We start from the raw sequence: 18,818 nt of genomic DNA on the forward strand, positions 1-18,818 counted from the left end.
CCTTTTTGAGACAGCCTCTTTTGATTGCGATATGATCCACATGCTATTGCATTTGTATGCCTTCCATTGAATTCTGGTTTTTGTTTTTCTTAAACATGTTCATATCCATTTTTCCGAAACGGTAGGAAAGATTCAATTTGATCAACTGCGGATTGGAAAGTCGATAATAGGTTTGAGAGAATCCGTCACCCGATGAAACAATGGTATTGCCACGTGTTCTGAAGATATCATTGATGGCCAATGTTGCGGAGGCAGCCTGATTTTTCAAGAAGCTTTTCTTGATGGCAAAGTCGATACCATAGAATGGTTTGATATAGCCTTGGGAAGAGCTTTGTGCCTGGTTCATTGGTGGGCCGAATGTCTGGCCCTGTGTAACTGGCATATTTGTTTTGCCTTGATATTCAAAAGCAAGCTGTAGGTTCCAGTTTTTCTGTAAGTTGAATGTATTGTTCAATTTTCCAAATACTGTCCATATACCTTCCGACGGTGTTTTCTCATCAACTTCAATTTTAGAATTGTAGAAGTTGAGGTCTGCTGTCAGATCCCACCATTTTTTGAGATTATTGGTATACGTGAATTCGGCCCCATAATTTTTGCTGGAATTGGCATTGATATAGGTATTAATGAAGTCCATTTTGTTCGTCACCGGATTGAGTTCCTGTGTCAGGTAACGTGTAATTAGGTTGTTTGTAGATTTATAGTATACCGTTGCCAAAAATGTACCTTTTCCATGTGTACGACTGTAAGAAAGTTCGCCCGAAGTGGTGAATTCTGGTACAAGATCGGGGTTTCCACGTGTAATATTTAAGCTGTCTGTGTAGTCAACAAAAGGGATAAGCTGAAAGAAGTTCGGACGGTTGACACGACGGGTTACGCTCATCTGTATTTGGTCTTTTTCGGTTAGCTTTTTGCTCAGGAACAAAGAAGGAAATAAGCTAAGGGGGTACTTGTTGTGAAACTTTTCATTTGTATTCAAAAGTTCGCCGTCGTACGTTGAGCTTTCTGCGCGCAACCCAACTTTATAGGATACCCAGTCTTTGAGATTTCCTCCAAGTGAGGCATAAGCTGCATAGACGCTGTTTTTGTTATTATAGTTTGCTGAAGCTGCGGTGATATTTTCAAAATCCTCCTTATCCACTGCTTTTAAGGAATTCGTGTTGAGGTTTTTGAGTTTATTGATCTGGGCACGCACACCGGTCTCGAGTTTCATGCCATTTTTGAACGGTTTGACATAATCTGCCTGCACAGTCATAAATTTATTGTTGCCGGAGCCGTTGTTTTTTTGGATCTGCGTTCCGCTGACCTCATCGCTGGCATTGCGATAATTGGTCGTATATAGACCATTTGAGGTGTTATTACCGCCAAAGTAATTGAAATCGACAGACAATTCTTCGCCTTCAGTTTTGAATTTTTGGACGAGACCAGCTTGCAGGCCACGTGGTTTAAAGCTTCTTTCAGATTCGGAAATGCGATCGCTCATTGAAGTATTGCCCCCTGAAGTGGTGGAAATTGCTGAATTTTCATTAGGCTTAAATTTACCCTGAACCAACACTCCGGCGACAGATAGCGTTGTTTTGGGACTTAAGTCGTAATCTACGCCAAGCCGGCCAAAGGTAATCATACCTTTTGTTTTGCCCTCGATATCTTGATCTACTGTCGATTCTATGCCATTAATTGTACTGGTACGGTGGCTGTCGCCCTCGGTGTTGGTCCGCATGCGCATATTCATTCCCGTCAGTGAGATGTTGAATTTATTCTGACGCAGATTTAAACTACCCATAAAGTTGGTCCCGCCAAAGCGGTCAGCTCCTAAGGTGACCATACCATTGTATCCAGCTTTCTTATTTTTTTTCAGAATAATATTGAGGATACCGGCCATACTTCCAGAAGCGTCGTATTTGGCAGATGGATTTGTGATGATCTCGATTTTATCAATGACATCAGCCGGAATTTGATCCGGTGTAAGCGTGGTCGGTTTTCCGTCAACAAAAATCGTTGGCGCTGCATTTCTCAATTTTACATTACCGTCGATATCTACTTGTACAGAAGGCATATTGCGGAGTACATCGATTGCTGTACCGCCAGCCGCGACGATATTTTTCTCTACGTTGAAGACCTTTTTGTCGATGTCCATTTCGAGTAATGCCTTACGGCCAGTCACGGTGACTTCATCGAGCTTACGGTTGTCATTTTCCAGTTTGATCGCGCCGATATCTTTGGTTGTTTTTCCATCGGTATAGTCTACAGCTAGATCAATCGGTGCATAGCCTACAGAGCTAATTTTTAGCTTCCATTTTTCTTTTGGTGAAATGGCTGCGAAATTGAATTTTCCATTTTCTGAAGAACTGGTACTTTTTACGAGAATTTCCCTTTCTTTACCAGTAGCTTGATCCTTGATGACCTTCAATAAATTCACGGAAGCTTGCGCGATCGGTTTCCCGGTGTTGTCCACAATTTGGCCGGAGAGCTGGCCTTCGGACATGGCGAAAGTAGGACGACCGCCTGCAGGGGCTTGAGCGTGTACAGAAGCAACCGCAGTTGCCATTAGTGCTATTGCTATAAATCTTTTCATTTTTTCTTTGCTATGCTATCGGCTACGCGGATTAGGCTGTTCGATAGTACGCAAATTTGAAAAGGATTTTTTAGCTATGCAATCATCTGTAGACCGAAGCGGCGAATGTGTAGACGAACGGATAATTGTATCGATTCAATTTGTACCTGTAGCATTAGATAAACTGTTCGATATTTTTAATATATTTTTTACCGATAGGAAGGGCAGTTTCGGGTAAGGTGAGTTTGCTTTGACCGACCTGTTCAATACGATTTTTGTTGACAATAAAGGAATTATGTATGCGTAGAAAATCGACTGTAGGTAATATTTTTTCCATCCCTCGGAGGTTGCTGCGCGTAAGAAGTGGCGATTCACGGTCGACCAGGTATATTTTCACATAGTCTTTCAAGCCTTCGATGTAGCTGATTTCATGGAGAAAAATTTTCGTCTTTTTGTATTCTACATTGACGATAATATGATCCTGTTCGGGTAGCTGTTTTGCACGGAGCAGCATACTTTCTTCCACTTTTCGGACTGCGGCTGCGAGTCGTTCTTTTGAAATGGGTTTAAGCAGATAATCTACGGCATTTAGCTCGAAACCTTCAACAGCATATTGGTGATAGGCCGTGGTGAAGATAACTAAGGGGCGTGGAGTGAGTTCGCGAATAAACTGCGTACCCAATTGATCGGGCATTTCAATATCCAGAAAAATCAGATCGATAGCGTGATCTTTTAAATAGTCTTCAGCTTCGGCCGTCGCATTAAATTTACGGGCGACTTCGATTTGCTCAAAATTCAATAAGTCGTCTTCTAAAATGTTGAGCGCGAAGGGTTCATCATCGATTAGTATACATTTAATCTTCATCGGTCATCAGTTTTAAAGTCACTTCGAAATCTCCAGCATCGGTTTTTCCGATCCTGAGGTCATGTCGGTTGGGATACAATAATTGTAATCGTCTGCGTACATTGGTCAGTCCTATCCCTTCGTTTGGACGCGGTTCCGTATGTTGTAAAATGCTATTTCGGGATATAAAGATAATGCCACCTGGAGTATCCTGAAATTGAAACTGTATCTGTGGTTCAGTTTTGCTATCCACACCATACTTGAATGCATTTTCCACAAAATGGATGAAGAGTAATGGGGGGATCATTCTGTTTTTGACTCTGTCTTCGATATCCAGTGCTACATTTCCTTGAATAGGAAGACGAAGGGTCTGTAAGGCGATAAAATTGCGCATATGGTCGATCTCTTTAAAAAGTTCGACTTTGGGGCCGTCTACTTCGTAAAGTATGTAGCGTAGCATTTCGGACAACTTAACAATAGTGTCTTCGGAATCTGATGATTGTTTACGAATGAGCCAACGGATATTATTGAGCGTATTGAATAGGAAATGTGGGCTGATCTGAAGTTTTAACATCGTTAGTTCTGCCGTTGTTTTTTCAAGCGCAATCTGTTTGTTGAGCTCCTTTTGTCGGGCTTGCTCATTGTAGAGAAAGATCATCGAAGAGGTGATCATACAGAGTGAGTAAATAATGCCCGGGCCGATAACTAATCGTACGAAAAGAATATTTTCCTTGGTCAGATGAGCTAGCTCCCCATCTGGATTAAAATAGACTATACAGTAGTTCAGTGCTACATAGGTGGCAAATCCAAGTGCCATTAATAGTACAAAGATCTTTCTGCGACCAAAAAAATAGGTGGGTGCAACAACGTAGCAGTGCAAGTAGAAATGAGTAGCCAGGAATACAATATTTACTAAATGCGATAATGCCGAATAAGGCTTGAAATCAGCGATTTTATCCGGCTGGTAGAGGTACGTAATAAAGGGCAAAAGCAGTAATATGGTCCAGATGACAATATGTAAATAGAATTTTCTGAAGAATCTGCCAATCATGTTATATCTAATTAATCCCCTTACTTTTGGATAAGACCAAACTTAGATAAATTGCTTTTTATATGCAATATAAATACGTTTATAGGTAAAAACAATTCTTCATCAAAGCTGTTCTCCGATGCTTATCATGGTCTGTTGTCAATCGATATGGTGTTATAAACATGAGCAGCTATTAAATGAAATGATGTTAAAAAGAGGTTCAGGAAAGAACACGAAAACGGGAAATAGGCTGGACTGTTGGAAATAGTTTTGTATTTTGCAGGTATAAACTTTGTAACGTGACGTTCAATCCAAACCGATATCAGCATATGCCCTACAGACGCTGTGGGAAGAGTGGCATTCTCTTGCCAGCCATTTCATTGGGGCTTTGGCAAAATTTTGGTGAAACCGATATTCAAGCGGTGTTCCGCAAAACTTTGGTGACCGCTTTTGATCACGGGATTACCCATTTTGACCTTGCCAATAATTATGGTCCGCCTCCGGGAAGTGCAGAAGAGAACTTTGGACATATATTGCGTAGCGATTTTGTGGGCTATCGTGATGAACTTTTAATTTCCACTAAAGCGGGATATACCATGTGGCCGGGTCCGTATGGTGACTGGGGAAGTCGTAAATATTTGATGGCCAGCTTACATCAGAGCTTAAAACGGATGAAGCTCGATTATGTGGATATATTTTACCATCATCGACCGGATCCGAATACACCGTTGGAAGAGACGATGGTCGCATTGCGAGATATTGTTCATCAAGGAAAGGCCTGCTATGTGGGTTTGTCCAATTATCCTCCTGATCTTGCTCAGAAAGCTGCTGCGTTATTGCGTGCAATGGGGACACCATGCCTTATTCATCAGCCTAAATATTCGATGTTGGTGCGGACACCTGAGGAGGGGCTTTTGGATGTGCTGCAGGCAGAAGGAATCGGAGCGATCGCTTTCTCTCCTTTGGCACAGGGACTGTTGACCAATAAATACTTAGGTGGCATTCCGGCAGATTCGCGCGCTTCGAAAGAGCATTTTTTGAAAAGTGACATGATCACTGCTGAATTGATGGAGAAAATAGACCGGTTGAATAATCTGGCGATACAAAGAGGCCAAACATTGGCTCAAATGGCAATTGCATGGTTGTTGAAAGATGAACGTGTAAGCTCCGTTTTGGTAGGGGCGAGAAATAGTGAGCAACTGGTTGATTCACTCAAGGTCCTGGACAGGCTGGACTTTACGGCGGATGAATTGGCACTTATTGATGCTATTCTGAAGTATAATTAATCACCTAATTGATCGTGTCATGTTTGCCTTTGAAGCACAATTGGAAATTATCGGTATCAATCCTTTTGTTTTTGTTCCTGCTGATATTCTGGAAAACCTATTTAAGGATGCGGGAATGAACAAAGGTTATATTCCTGTGAAGGGAAAAGTTAATGAAAAAGATTATGTTCAGACCTTGCTGCGATTTCAGGGGGAGTGGAGACTGTACATTAACACGGTTATATTGGCGAACTCGCCGAAACGAATCGGCGAGACGTTAACCATAACAATCGCTTTTGATCCGGAAGACCGGACTATTTTGCCTCATCCAGAACTCGAAGCAGCATTTGCGCTAAATAAGGATGCACTAAAGGTGTTTGATGGATTGTCTTCATCAAAGCAAAAGGAAATTATCCGTTATATTTCTAACTTAAAAACTGCGGATAGTCGAAGAAAAAACATCCAAAGGGCGATCGGTTTTCTATTGGGTAAAAATCGATTTGTGGGGCGTGAAAAGCCCTAAGAACTCAGACGAGTACTTCCATGTATGTCCTGTAATTACGGCCAGATATAGGGAGGATTGGTTAGAATTTTAGTGATAATTTGAATATACTTATGGACAATCCTAAAATAGTATGGGGTATCATCGGCTGTGGTGATGTCACAGAAAAAAAAAGTGGACCTGCGTTTAATCGGATAAATAATAGTCAGCTAATGGCTGTCATGCGAAGGGATGCGGCGAAAGCTGCTGATTATGCTAAGCGACATCAGGTACCCCTATGGTATTCAGACGCTGACGATTTACTTGATAATATCGATCTCAATTCGATTTATGTCGCAACGCCACCGTCCTCTCATCTCGCGTATGCACTATCAGCCCTTCGTAAAGGGAAATCTGTTTACGTTGAAAAGCCCGTTACGTTAAATGCGATAGAGGCTGAATCATTATTGGCGGAAGTAAAAAGCAGTAACGGGAAATTGGTTGTTGCGCATTACCGTAGACAATTGCCTTTGTTTCTAAAGGTTAAAGAGCTTGTTGAAAACGGTGAAATTGGCCAGCTAAGGACGGTGCAACTCCGTTTATGGCAAAGAAGAACCCCCGACCTGGTAACTAAAAGTGGCGGAGATTGGCGTACTGATCCTGCTGTTTCGGGCGGCGGCTACTTTTTTGATTTAGCCCCTCATCAATTGGATTTGATGCTTTACTTTTTTGGAATGCCGATTTCATACGATGGTTTTAGCTTAATTCAGGATAGGGACAGTGCTGTTGCCGATCAAACCACAGGGACCATTTTATTTAATAATCAGCTTGTTTTTCATGGAAGTTGGTGTTTTAATGTTGCCAAAGAAAATCAGGTAGACAGTTGTGAAATTGTTGGAAGCCTTGGTCGTATTTGTTTTTCCATTTTTGGAAATTCAGTTGTTATCGAAACAGGGGATGGAGAGCAGGAATTCAGATTTGACCATCCCGAAAATATTCAATTGCCGATGATTTCGCGTGCGGTAGAGTATTTCAGCGGCATTGGGCCAAATCCATCTCCGATTGAGGAAGCCTTGGTCCTGATGCAGATCATCGATAACTTTTCGACAATAAGGCAATAATATTTTGCTTTGCTGATAAGCTGTAGTCTTTAAGGATGAAGCAGGTACAATGGAAAGCCTATTTGGAAGATAGGTATGATTTCGGTCTTCCAAATAGGCTTAATTTTTCTGACAGTGTCTGATCTTATTAGCCACAAAGAACCTTCAGTTTGCTTTCATTGCTGTTGGTGTCGGCGAAGTTAAGAAGGTTTTATTAAGTATTCTTTCTTTTGAATGGACCCATTGGAGCAATGAGTTCTAAGTTGGTGCCATAAAGAGGTGCACCGAACTGATCTTAAAAGCAATTAATAGATCGCTACTGGATTGACATTGACCTGTGTGGATCCTACATATAAGGGCTGTCCAAGGACAAATAGAAATTCCCAGACTTTTTCTTTTACCAAGGGGCGTGTATCGATTAATTCAAGATTGTATATGCCACGTTTGGCCAATAAAAACTGATTGATTGGAAATTCCTCGTTGGTATTGGGGTTTGGATATACTTCGGATGCCCACGTGTCACCACCAAAAGCAACGATACCTTGATCTGCTAGCCATTTTGCTGCATCCATGCCGATACCGGGTTCAGTTTCCAGGAACTGTTGGTTGTTGTTGCCGATCAATTCCAACCAGCCCGTGTTGAATAAGACGATGTCACCTTTTTTGATCGTGATCCCTTGTTTTTTTAACACCGATTGAATGGCTTCAACGGTAAATTCTGTACCACCGGGAACGATATCTTTTCCATAATAGGCTGTCATATCCAAGACAATAGCACGGGTTACCAGTGGTGGGACTTTTTCTATTCCAAGTTTTTTAACGCCTTCTACCGTAACGAAATCCTGCGCTTTGTTGCCATTGTAGTAGATATTGTTGATTCCGATATGTCCAATACCGTTCAATTGGGTGCCGACACCGGTCCAGGCATTTACCAATTCGTCGTTGAAAGTGAATTTATTGGGACCAAGTGTTGCACCAGCCTGTTCTCCGGGTTGTATATTATACAAGTTAAAACTACGGTGGCGGAAAGCTGGGAGCTGTTTGTTTACAGGGACAGCAAGAGGGACAGTTTTTCCCTTTTTGACAAGTTTTAATGACTGTAGCACCAATTTTGGTGATATTAAATTGGCAGCTCCGATCTCGTCGTTCTTACCATAAGCAGCATGATGCCATGTACTATCTGTTGGGTCTACCAACAGTGTTTTATTTTGCGCATTGCTTTGCAATGCTGTGAGTGACAGTACCCCCATGAGGAGTACTGTCAACTGATTGAATTTTTTCATCGTTGAATATTAAATTTTTGCTAATGCAAGATTGATAAAGGATAGTTCTTCTGCGGTAAGCGTGATGTCGATGGCCTGCGCATTTGCGATGGCCTGCTCTGCATTTCGGGCACCTGCCAAGACCACAGTGATCGCCGGCTGCAAACTAGTCCAGCGTAATACCAATTGGGAAAGCGTGACACCTTTGTTTGCGGCAATTGGACTGATGGTATCCAAGAAAGTCTTTACCTTGGCCAGATCAAATTGTTGGAAATAACCATTGCGGTGATCGTTTTCTTTTAATTTACCAGTATTGAAATATTTACCGGTTAACAAACCACGCTCCATAGGGCTATATACAATGATACCCAGATCATTTTCCTTTGCGTAAGGAACAAGGTCCTGTTCGATACCTCGGTTCAGCATGCTGTAACCAACTTGATTACTCGCTATATTGAGGGTTTTTCGTGCTTCTGAAACTTGATCAACGCTATAATTGCTGACGCCGGCAGCACGGATCTTACCTTGTTGTAAAAGAAGATCCAAGGCTTCCATCGTTTCGGAAATCGGAGTTGTACTATCTGGCCAGTGAATCTGTAGTAGATCGATATAGTCGGTGCGTAAGCGTTTTAGGCTATTCTCTACTTCCTTAATTACACTAGCTTTTGATGCATATTTATAAACTGGAATAGTTTTACCAGCTTCTTCTGCGTCAAAGAAAAATTCACCTTTTCCTTGGTTACTACCGTCCCATACCAAACCAAATTTGGTCAATACCTGTATTTTGGTCCGATCATAACCTTGAATTGCCGCACCGATCATTTCTTCACTCAAACCAAAGCCATAAAACGGGGCTGTATCTAATGTAGTGACACCGTTGTCGATCGATGCTTTCACAGAATCAATAGAATCTTTCTTTTCATTTCCGCCCCACATGTTGCCGCCAATTGCAAAAGCTCCGTACGTAATTGCTGATAATTCTAAATCTGTTTTTCCTAATTTTCTGTATTCCATTTTTTATTTTTTATGTCTCTTGTTAAATTTTATTTGTCGTTCTGATGCACCTTTTTTTACTAAATAAATCTGTTCGAAAGGATGCTTACTATTATCTGAATGATTGATGGCACAAAGTTATAACGCTATTTTTTATTATTAAAATAATTTAAATTAGGTTATTCTATTATTTTTGTGATATAACACTAGCGTCTTTTTTTGAAAAGCGCCAGCAGGTTTCTGTTAACTTTTTCTTGTACATTCCTACACAAACTAGTAGATTTATATAGTGTGGTAGGTCTTGTTAGTACTTACATTTTTATTGGGATAACCGTTCAGTAAAAGAATATCTATGCAAACAGTTGAACAATTTAAACCTGATGTGATTATTATCGGAGCGGGTTTAGCAGGGCTTACAGCAGCAATGGAGGTTACCAATGCTGGTAAGAAAGTGCTTCTTGTGGATCAGGAGACAGCTGAAAATCTTGGTGGTCAGGCCTATTGGTCCTTTGGTGGGCTTTTTCTTGTCAATTCATCTCAACAACGTCGTATGGGCATCAAGGATTCTTTTGAACTGGCTCGGCAGGACTGGATGGGAACTGCAGGATTTGACCGCGAGGAGGATTATTGGCCGCGACAATGGGCAGAGGCCTACCTGAAATTTGCGACGGAAGAGAAGGCTGCTTACGTCGCTCAGCTCGGTATTAAGCTGATGTTTATGGTCGGTTGGGCTGAGCGCGGTGACGGATCGGCCTCGGGGCATGGTAATTCCGTTCCTAGATTTCATGTTAGTTGGGGGACTGGAACTGGCGTTGTGAAACCTTTTGTGGATAAAGCTTTTGCTGCGCAGGAAAAAGGTCTGCTGCGGTTTTGCTTTCGACATCGCGTGACAAAATTGCTAACGCAAGATGGCGCGGTCTTCGGAATTGCGGGCGATGTTTTGGAAGATGATAACAAAGCAAGGGGTGTTGCTACCAACAGAAATATTCTTGCATCGTTTGAATATTATGCAGATCAGGTCGTTATTGCTTCGGGAGGGATTGGAGCAAATCATCAATTGGTACGCGAAAATTGGCCTGAACGATTAGGGAAAGCACCAGTGCAAATGATTTCAGGTGTTCCCGCCTATGTCGATGGAAAAATGATTGGAATTGCCGAAGAGGTTGGGGCTCATATGATAAACCGCGATCGCATGTGGCATTATACGGAAGGGATTGAAAATTGGAATCCAATATGGCCTATGCACGGCATCCGTATTTTACCTGGGCCGTCTTCATTGTGGTTTGATGCCCGCGGTAATAGGCTTCCAGCTCCTTATTTACCTGGATTTGATACCTTGGGTACACTCAGACACCTGCAAGAAACAGGCTTTTCTTATTCCTGGTTTATCCTGACACAGAAGATTATCAAAAAGGAGTTTGCTCTTTCAGGTTCAGAACAGAATCCAGATATTACCGACAAGGATTATCGGTTATTTTTGAAACGCATTTTTGGGAAAAATGCACCTGGACCAGTTGAGGCTTTTAAGGAAAAGGGACCTGATTTTATTGTTTCGGACAATCTAAAGGATCTGGTCGCTCGTATGAATCGTTTGACAGGCGAAGATCTTTTGGATTATGAAACGATTAAAACGCAAATTGAAGCGCGTGACCGGGAGGTCGATAATAAGTTTTCAAAGGACACGCAAGTAAATTACATTCGAAATACACGAAACTACCTTGGTGATAAATTAGGTCGAGTGGCAGCCCTCCATAAAATCCTGGCGCCGGAAAATGGACCGCTCATTGCGGTACGTCTCCATGTGTTGACGCGTAAAACCTTAGGCGGTCTCAAAACGAATCTCCATTCGCAAGTACTAACAAAGGATAACAAGGTGGTAGCGGGTTTGTATGCAGCGGGTGAGGTGGCTGGATTTGGTGGTGGCGGCATGCATGGTTATCGAGCGTTAGAAGGTACTTTCTTGGGCGGTTGTATATTCTCAGGCATGAAAGCCGGACAACATATTGCGCGTTTGGCAAAGGCAGCATCTACCTAAAAAATGTTATGAAAGACGATTCTTTTCTTTATAATGCCAGTTTTTCCACCCGATGTTGTTGCCGGATAGCGTCGGCCCAAGCCATCGGTGGTTACATTTAACGTTAAAACAACATTTCTAGTAGGCAATCAATGCGATGTTTGCCTATTGAAAAAGAAATTATTAAGTTTTATTCCGGATAGAGCGCAGCGTTTGAAGAAGAACAGAAACAAGTACAAAAGCGAGCCCCACATAGAAAGAAGCATTGACTTGTTTGCCTTCGTTGAAGAATAAAAAAGCAATGATAATCGAATAGATGGGCTCAAGATTGAAACTCAAATTGACCGTAAATGCAGATAGCTTCTTGAGTGATTCGGCAAAAAGAACATAAAGACCAACCGTACAAAATAAAGACAGCAAGATTAAATAGATCCCATCAGAAAAGCTTGGTATAAAACGTTCGGTGGGAAATAAATAATAGAAAATAGGCAGTCCAAGTCCCAATACAATGGTTCCACTAAGCATTTGATAATAGTTGAGTAATTTACTATCATATTGTTTGACCAATCGCTCATTGTAGATGGTATATAGGGCCGCGAAAATAGTTGAAATTACACCCAAAATAATGCCCACTTGATAAGAGCTATCAAAATGAAAGATTAAACTGATTCCGATCAAGGTCAACATGCTTAACATCAGCTGCGCCGCACTAAATCTTTTTTTATTGATGATAGGTTCTAGAATGGCTGTGAAAAAACTGGTCAGGCAATAGCACACTACGCCAATGGAAATATTGGAAAACTTGATACTTCCATAGAAAAATATCCAATGGATGGTGAGCAATAATCCACCTCTTGCAATATTCAGTATATCTTTTGTCGATTTTAATCGCTCAATCTTGAATAATTTGAGGACAACGAAAAGAATAAGTGTTGAAAGTAAAACCCTAAACCACACGAGTGGTATCTGATTGAGGGTAATGAGTTTGCCGAAAACTCCGGTGAAGCCTGCGAGCAGTACCGCGGTATGAAGTACTAAATATGATTTTTTCATAAAAAAAATGTCTTTCCCATAAAGGGAAATTTAAAAGCTAAATAAATAGTTAATCCTTGTATCATCCGAATTTGCTCCTGATCAGATATCATTATTCGTTTGACATTGCGCTATGTTATTTTGCTGGTGGAGAAAGACAAGTTCTTCGGTCCATGGTTTTATGCTAGTTTTTAACAAATATAGAAATTATCTACGGTATTCAAAGTCCTTTATTTCAGCCATTTTGTTGGATTAATATTCTTCATCCTAAAGACTAAATCTTATATTAGTGATCTCACTAGGGGGATGCCCAAGATAATCGTCTTCCTAGTATTGAATATGCAATATCAATATAAACCAAACTAAACAATGAAGAGGAAAGAATTTATTCGAAATACGAGTCTGTTGGCGGCATCGGCACTTTTTGCACAGACGAAAGTATTCGGTTTTCAAGCTGATACGGTCCGTGTGGGGCTGATCGGTACCAACGGTATGGGTTGGTCTAATCTGAACGCTATCTTGAAAGTACCAGGCGTGCAGTGTACGGCATTATGTGATGTCGATGAAAATGTTTTGAAGAATCGCGCTGAGGAATTAAAGAAACGCAATATTGATGTGAAGACTTACATCGATTATAAAGATCTTCTGAAAGCAAATGACGTTGATGTTGTTATTGTCGCTACGCCCGATCATTGGCATTGCATGCAAATGGTTGATGCTGTTGCGGCAGGAAAAGATGTATATGTCGAAAAACCAATTGGCAACTCCATTCGGGAATGTGAAATTATGGTTGCAGCTGCTAAAAAGTATAAACGTGTTGTACAGGTAGGGCAGTGGCAACGAAGCCAACAACATTTTAGAGATGCGTTGGATTTTGTTCATAGCGGAAAATTGGGAAAGATACGCCTTGTTAAGGCTTGGGCTTATCAAGGTTGGATGAAGAGTATTCCGGTTCAGGCAGACGCTCCTGTTCCTACTGGAGTACATTATGATAAATGGTTGGGGCCAGCCCCAAAACGTGCATTTAATCCCAATCGTTTTCACTTCAATTTCAGGTGGTATTGGGATTATGCGGGTGGCCTAATGACCGATTGGGGTGTACATATGTTGGATTATGCGCTGATCGGAATGAAAGTGTCAGATCCTGTTTCGGTAATGGCTGCTGGTGGTAAATTTGCTTATCCCGACGACGCCGCTGAAACACCAGATAGTCTAACAACGGTGTATGAGTTTGATGGATTTAATGTTCAATGGGAACAGGCGACAGGTATAGATTTGGGCCCTTATCAGAAGACTCACGGCGTTGCTTTCATTGGTAATAATGGTACCTTGGTCGTTAATCGTGAAGGCTGGGAAGTTATTCCCGAGAAAGGACGAATGGACGCTGTCTCTTTCCAACGTTCGCAGGACAATGGACTGGACAAGCATATGGTTAATTTCGTTGAAGCTGTTAGAAAGAAATCAGTAGAAGGTCTTCATGCTCCGATAGAAGCGGGGGCTCATATTGCGATATTCTCACAGATGGGAAATATTGCATACCGTTCTAAAAAGAAATTGTTTTGGGACAAACAAAAGCGCAGTTTCAATGATAAAGATGCGGACGGGTACTTAGCGAAAGTTTATCATAATGGCTATAATCTGCCCAAAGTCTAGGGAAATATGGGTATGAAAGGTATCGTATTGGGGCTCGCTCTGGCGACATTGTCTGCAAAGCAAGTTTCGGCGCAACAGATGGAAAAAATGTGGGATGGTCAAGGAGGAAAAAATTCCATTTCCCAAAATAGAGGGAAATTGTTCCGTGACGGCAAATATGCGATGTTTATCCATTGGGGAATCTATTCGCAGCTGGCAAATACCTGGAAGGGGAAAACGTTTTATGGCATAGGGGAATGGCTCATGAACAAGAGCATGGCCAATATCCCCGTCGCTGACTACATGGCCGCGGCGGCGTCATTTCATCCAGATCATTTTGACGCTAAGGCGATTGTACAGCTTGCAAAAGATGCGGGGATGCGCTATATCGTGATTACAAGCAAACATCACGATGGATTTTCGATGTTTCATTCGAAAGTGAATTCGTTTAATATTGTTGAGGCGACCGATTTTAAACGTGATCCGATGATTGAGCTCGCGAAAGCCTGTAAGGAAGCGGGGATCGGTTTTGGCTTCTATTATTCGCAAAATCAGGATTGGACTTATCCCGGCGGAAATGGAGGTCCCAAGGTGGACGCAGCCGGTCATTCGAAAACATTTGACGATTATTTTTGGGAGAAATGCTATCCTGAGGTGAACCAGATTACGACGCAGTATGGGCCGATAGAATTGGTCTGGTTCGATACGCCTGGTGGGATGGATAAGAAATACGCCCAAAAACTTGTCGAATTGGTTCATAAAAATCAACCTGGGGCTTACGTGTCGGGACGTGTTGGACACGGACTTGGTGATTATTCTACTTTGGGGGATATGGAAGTACCACGGCAGAATGTTCCAGGTCTTTGGGAGGCAGTCGATGTAACCAATGACTCTTGGGGGTATGCTTGGTACGACAATAATTGGAAGAGTGCCCGTGAAATCTTGTCTCGTACATTGTCGACTATTAGCCGGGGCGGGACTTACATGTTAAATGTTGGGCCTAAACCAGATGGGACTATTCCTGAGCCAGCGAGCTTAGCTTTGCGTGGTGCTGGTGCGTGGATCCGAAAGTATCCAGCGGCCGTTTATGGTGCGCAAGCTTCACCTTGGGGGCACGCTTTGCCTTGGGGGGATGCTACTGTACAAGGGCGTAAAATTTCATTATTGGTCTATCACTGGCCAACTAATGGAAAGTTGTTTGTTCCGGGCCTAACAAAGGGGATAACGTCGATCAATCTTTTAAACGCAGATGGGAAGAAAAAGTTAAATTATACGACCGATGGAAAATGGTTGGAGATCAATATCCCATCGATAGCTCCAGATCCACTGGTTTCTGTGATTGAGGTCGTTATGCAGGGGACACCTGTTATTGATAAAATGTTGGGGGTCGATCCGGCGATGGAGACAATTCTTCCTGTAGACTTTGCCGAAGTTGAAGGATGCCATAAAACCGGGAAATCCTGGATGGAGAAATTCGGTGAATGGAAACATGTCGTTCAAGTAGGGCAATGGACTGGTCAAAGTAAACTAACGTATGCTATAGACATTGTTAAGCCAGGCTATTATCAAGTTGGCCTAAATTATACAGGGCAGGGGAGAGTGGTGTGGAAGATCGAAAACTCGGCTGGAGAGATCGTGCAGAATCAACAAGCCGCTGCTTCAGTGTATAATTGGTACCCATGGGGATGGATGAAATTTAAAGCCCCAGGAAGATACAGCGTTACTGTTTCATTTCTTGAAGGTGATGGTGACAAGGTCAGTCTCAGTGCACTTCGATTTAAACCTGTAGAATAGGCTGTTGCTGTCTATTCTACAGGTTTTTCAATCATCAATTTCTGTGCTTTCTGCCTTAATTGATGATATTCCCAAAAAATCAAACAGGGATTTTTAGGCAGGCATTCGATTCAGCTAGTCTTGCATAAGAGTCTGTATTTTCTCAATAGAATCCTCATTCTCCAAAAACTCAAGATACGGTAACAAAGGTTCGATATCTTTTTTGTCCATTGTTTCTATGTCTTCAAATAAAGCATTTACAAAATCACTGCAAAAAGATTTGCCAAAGCTATACGTGATGATTCTCGCAAGATCATCACAATCGATTTCCGTGGCATTCAGATTAAATACAAGTTCAGGTATTTCGTAGTCGCCTTCTGCCGGATAGCCGATATACCTAAACATGCTTTCCTTCCATACACGAAATAGAATTTGATGCGAGACATGTTTTCCAAAGTATTCGAACACCTTGGAAAGTAGATCGCAAGCTGCCTCCTTCTCAAAAACACCGGCAATGCTTTTGTCTATCAATTCAGCATAAGGAATGAAAATTGAGCTATCGAAATGAACATCAAAATTAGCGGTAAGCATAGCCAATATATGTTCTTTGGGCTGCATTCTTAGAAGTTGTCTTGCTGTTAATGAGGTTAAGTTGTGCTTTTGTTCTCGACCGTGGCTATCGGGGAGGAGCACGGTGTGTTCTTTGTCGAGGAGCGAGATGACGAATTTCCAATCTTCGGGCCTTTTGAGAATCCTGCAGTTCTGAGCGAGATAACCGCGTCTTTTTGGGTCAGGTTTCTTGTCTCCGACAATAACTTCTCCAGGTTGAATAACATGTTCTGGAGGAACTTTAAACCTGCGTATATGCACAAAGAGTTCTTCTCCGGAAGGTAACGCAAGAGTACCAAATCCTTTGTTATTGTCGAACCATTTGACAGCGCCGATAAACATGGCTGGAGTTGAGTTTTGTTTCAATAGCATAAAGGTAATGAATAAATGCATTTATTATGCATTGAAAATGAAATATTTGTAATTATTTGCCGTGAAAGACTTTTAACGGATCCGATGGATTCTTAGTCTACATGGTTAAGAACGCTTTCTAAACAGCCAAAATGTTCGTAATTTCAATAGAAAGCGACAATCAAATTAGTGGGACGGAATTGGACAGGAGTCAAAAGGCGTTTTGAAAAATCGATTGAGAGAATAATTTCATAGCATTTTTTGTCGCCTAGGCGTAATTTTGAGTTAACTTAGTCTGTTGAAATCTGTTCTATAAAATCGTTCATTAATATAACGTACCCTATGCAGTCTGTAATTGTCAAATCTATTCTCAATAAAACAAAACAAAGAGATCCTTGGTTTCTTGACGATTACACCGTCAATCCTTATAGCGGATGCTCGTTCAATTGTTTATATTGTTATATCAGAGGTAGTAAATATGGTATTAATATGGCCGAAAAGCTAGGTGTAAAGCGCAATGCGGTGGATTTGTTGGACCGAGCCTTAGCGCTCCGTGCCCGTAAAAAACAATATGGAATAATTGTATTGTCGTCTGCAACGGATCCTTATTTGCAATTTGAGCAAACGGAGCTACTGACGCGCCAATTATTGGAAATTATAGTACATTATCGCTTCCCAGTGCATATTATCACCAAATCGGATCTAGTAAGTCGGGAATTTGATTTGTTGAAGCAGATCGATGCTGAAGCGATACTTCCATTGGATCTGCAGGGTAAATTGACACATCGCGCTTTTATTACTTTTTCCTTTTCAACCATCGATATGGAAATTGCCAGCATATTTGAACCAGGTGCACCATCGCCTGAGCTTCGTTTGAATACATTGAGTGAAGCACGTAAGATGGGATTGTGTAGTGGCGTAAGTTTAATGCCTTTGTTGCCCTTTATTTCGGATACCGGAACTCATCTTGATCAGATGTTTGGGACTTTTCGATCCATTGATGCAAATTATATTTTTCCAGCAACCTTGGCCTTGTATGGTTCTGATCCTGGTGACAATCGGACGTTGGTTATGCGTGCGGTTGAAAAACACTATCCACAACTCGTGGAAAAATATCAACGATTGTTTGGTGCGGACGGCAAACTTCCTAGCTATTATCGACAGGCATTTGCGGAAAAGGCTAAGGGACTATGTCTGCAATATGGACTTAGGGACCGGCTGACGAATAATGATCCCTTATAAATTCCTGGGTATTTTTGGCGGTTGATCAATACCAAAGTAGCTTTTTCTCCTTCTCTGTGATGTGTGTTAAGTTGAGCCTTTTGCATTTTTTCCTTATTGATAGGCCATTTAAGTTGAATGTGACGATCTTGATTCTAATCTTTTTAATAAGCAATCTTATTCCGTAGTAAATACAGGTTTTTAGGTATGCTAACTGTTTGAATTTTAGCTTTTAATTGTATGTTTTCGCCCTGACTAAAACCGGTAGAAAACAGATGTATTGGATAAAGGATTTTTTATGACGAAGTTTTACGTTAAAACGAAGAAAATAATTAACCTAATTGTTTAAGTGTTTTGTGAAATAAGTGATCCCTCTCTTTGTTGTTTTTTGTATTGTATTGTTTCAAATATGTTACATTTTATTTCGTATAAGGTTTTTGTGAATATTATTTGTTTAATATTATTTAACATGTTGATTGATAGTGTTTTGATTCATTATGTCAAACTGATTGGTTCTTTGTTTTATTAAAAAATTAAAAAAGACATTCTGTTTCGTGTTAAAATTGTATTATCTTAATATTGATTTAACCAATTGTCGTTTAATTGTTTAGTAATGCTTTGTTAATAATTTACAAATATTAAATAACCTTTCTTTGTAAC

At 41.2% G+C, this 18,818-nt stretch carries 14 protein-coding genes; 7 read left to right on the forward strand and 7 right to left on the reverse strand.

Annotation, left to right across the window (positions count from 1 at the left end; genetic code table 11):
• Positions 1 to 43: 43 nt before the first annotated feature.
• The 3 genes from B2O97_RS19055 to B2O97_RS19065 form a co-directional block, all read right to left on the reverse strand.
• Entirely contained in the window at positions 44 to 2,572 is a 2,529-nt protein-coding gene (locus B2O97_RS19055; protein ID WP_070567986.1) for an outer membrane beta-barrel family protein, read from the reverse strand.
• 154 nt (positions 2,573 to 2,726) lie between these two features.
• The gene (locus B2O97_RS19060) at positions 2,727 to 3,416 is read right to left on the reverse strand and encodes a LytR/AlgR family response regulator transcription factor (RefSeq protein ID WP_046675364.1); all 690 of its coding nucleotides are present in this window, start codon (positions 3,414 to 3,416) and stop codon (positions 2,727 to 2,729) included.
• A complete protein-coding gene (locus B2O97_RS19065; protein WP_070567984.1) occupies positions 3,406 to 4,446 on the reverse strand; it encodes a sensor histidine kinase in 1,041 nt (346 codons plus the stop codon). Before B2O97_RS19065 ends, B2O97_RS19060 begins: the two co-directional genes overlap by 11 nt.
• A 308-nt stretch (positions 4,447 to 4,754) precedes the next feature.
• On the opposite strand from B2O97_RS19065, the gene B2O97_RS19070 reads away from it, so the two are divergent.
• The 3 genes from B2O97_RS19070 to B2O97_RS19080 all read left to right on the forward strand — a co-directional run bounded on the left by B2O97_RS19070 (position 4,755) and on the right by B2O97_RS19080 (position 7,292).
• Positions 4,755 to 5,711 (forward strand): aldo/keto reductase, encoded by a 957-nt coding sequence (locus B2O97_RS19070; protein WP_070567982.1) that lies wholly within the window; start codon positions 4,755 to 4,757, stop codon positions 5,709 to 5,711.
• A gap of 19 nt (positions 5,712 to 5,730) precedes the next feature.
• Positions 5,731 to 6,213, forward strand: coding sequence for a YdeI/OmpD-associated family protein (locus tag B2O97_RS19075; RefSeq protein ID WP_070567979.1), 483 nt, complete (start codon positions 5,731 to 5,733; stop codon positions 6,211 to 6,213).
• Positions 6,214 to 6,305: 92 nt separating this feature from the next.
• Entirely contained in the window at positions 6,306 to 7,292 is a 987-nt protein-coding gene (locus tag B2O97_RS19080) for a Gfo/Idh/MocA family protein (protein ID WP_070567977.1), read from the forward strand.
• A 284-nt stretch (positions 7,293 to 7,576) separates the two neighbouring features.
• Here B2O97_RS19080 and B2O97_RS19085 read toward each other — a convergent pair whose 3' ends face one another.
• Both B2O97_RS19085 and B2O97_RS19090 read right to left on the reverse strand, forming a co-directional pair.
• On the reverse strand, positions 7,577 to 8,554 hold the full coding sequence (locus tag B2O97_RS19085; protein WP_083296044.1) for a cyclase family protein: 978 nt from the start codon (positions 8,552 to 8,554) through the stop codon (positions 7,577 to 7,579).
• 9 nt (positions 8,555 to 8,563) lie between these two features.
• Positions 8,564 to 9,547, reverse strand: a complete 984-nt coding sequence (locus B2O97_RS19090; RefSeq protein WP_159333104.1) for an aldo/keto reductase — start codon at positions 9,545 to 9,547, stop codon at positions 8,564 to 8,566.
• A 331-nt stretch (positions 9,548 to 9,878) separates the two neighbouring features.
• Here B2O97_RS19090 and B2O97_RS19095 point away from each other — a divergent pair, with 331 nt between their 5' ends.
• Positions 9,879 to 11,561, forward strand: coding sequence for an FAD-binding dehydrogenase (locus B2O97_RS19095; protein WP_159333103.1), 1,683 nt, complete (start codon positions 9,879 to 9,881; stop codon positions 11,559 to 11,561).
• Between the two features lie 162 nt (positions 11,562 to 11,723).
• On the opposite strand, the gene B2O97_RS19100 is transcribed toward B2O97_RS19095, so the two are convergent.
• Positions 11,724 to 12,593 carry a DMT family transporter gene (locus B2O97_RS19100; RefSeq protein ID WP_159333102.1) on the reverse strand — a complete coding sequence of 290 codons (870 nt, stop codon included), beginning with the start codon at positions 12,591 to 12,593 and terminating at the stop codon, positions 11,724 to 11,726.
• 348 nt (positions 12,594 to 12,941) lie between these two features.
• Here B2O97_RS19100 and B2O97_RS19105 point away from each other — a divergent pair, with 348 nt between their 5' ends.
• On the forward strand, positions 12,942 to 14,225 hold the full coding sequence (locus tag B2O97_RS19105; RefSeq protein WP_286767924.1) for a Gfo/Idh/MocA family protein: 1,284 nt from the start codon (positions 12,942 to 12,944) through the stop codon (positions 14,223 to 14,225).
• A 6-nt stretch (positions 14,226 to 14,231) separates the two neighbouring features.
• Positions 14,232 to 15,998, forward strand: a complete 1,767-nt coding sequence (locus tag B2O97_RS19110; protein ID WP_286767925.1) for an alpha-L-fucosidase — start codon at positions 14,232 to 14,234, stop codon at positions 15,996 to 15,998.
• Between the two features lie 114 nt (positions 15,999 to 16,112).
• On the opposite strand, the gene B2O97_RS19115 is transcribed toward B2O97_RS19110, so the two are convergent.
• On the reverse strand, positions 16,113 to 16,979 hold the full coding sequence (locus B2O97_RS19115) for a cold-shock protein (RefSeq protein WP_159333099.1): 867 nt from the start codon (positions 16,977 to 16,979) through the stop codon (positions 16,113 to 16,115).
• Between the two features lie 300 nt (positions 16,980 to 17,279).
• Here B2O97_RS19115 and B2O97_RS19120 point away from each other — a divergent pair, with 300 nt between their 5' ends.
• The gene (locus B2O97_RS19120) at positions 17,280 to 18,179 is read left to right on the forward strand and encodes an SPL family radical SAM protein (RefSeq protein WP_286767926.1); all 900 of its coding nucleotides are present in this window, start codon (positions 17,280 to 17,282) and stop codon (positions 18,177 to 18,179) included.
• Positions 18,180 to 18,818 lie beyond the last annotated feature (639 nt).

The organism is Sphingobacterium sp. UBA865 (genome assembly GCF_002295765.1).
GTDB lineage: Bacteria > Bacteroidota > Bacteroidia > Sphingobacteriales > Sphingobacteriaceae > Sphingobacterium > Sphingobacterium multivorum.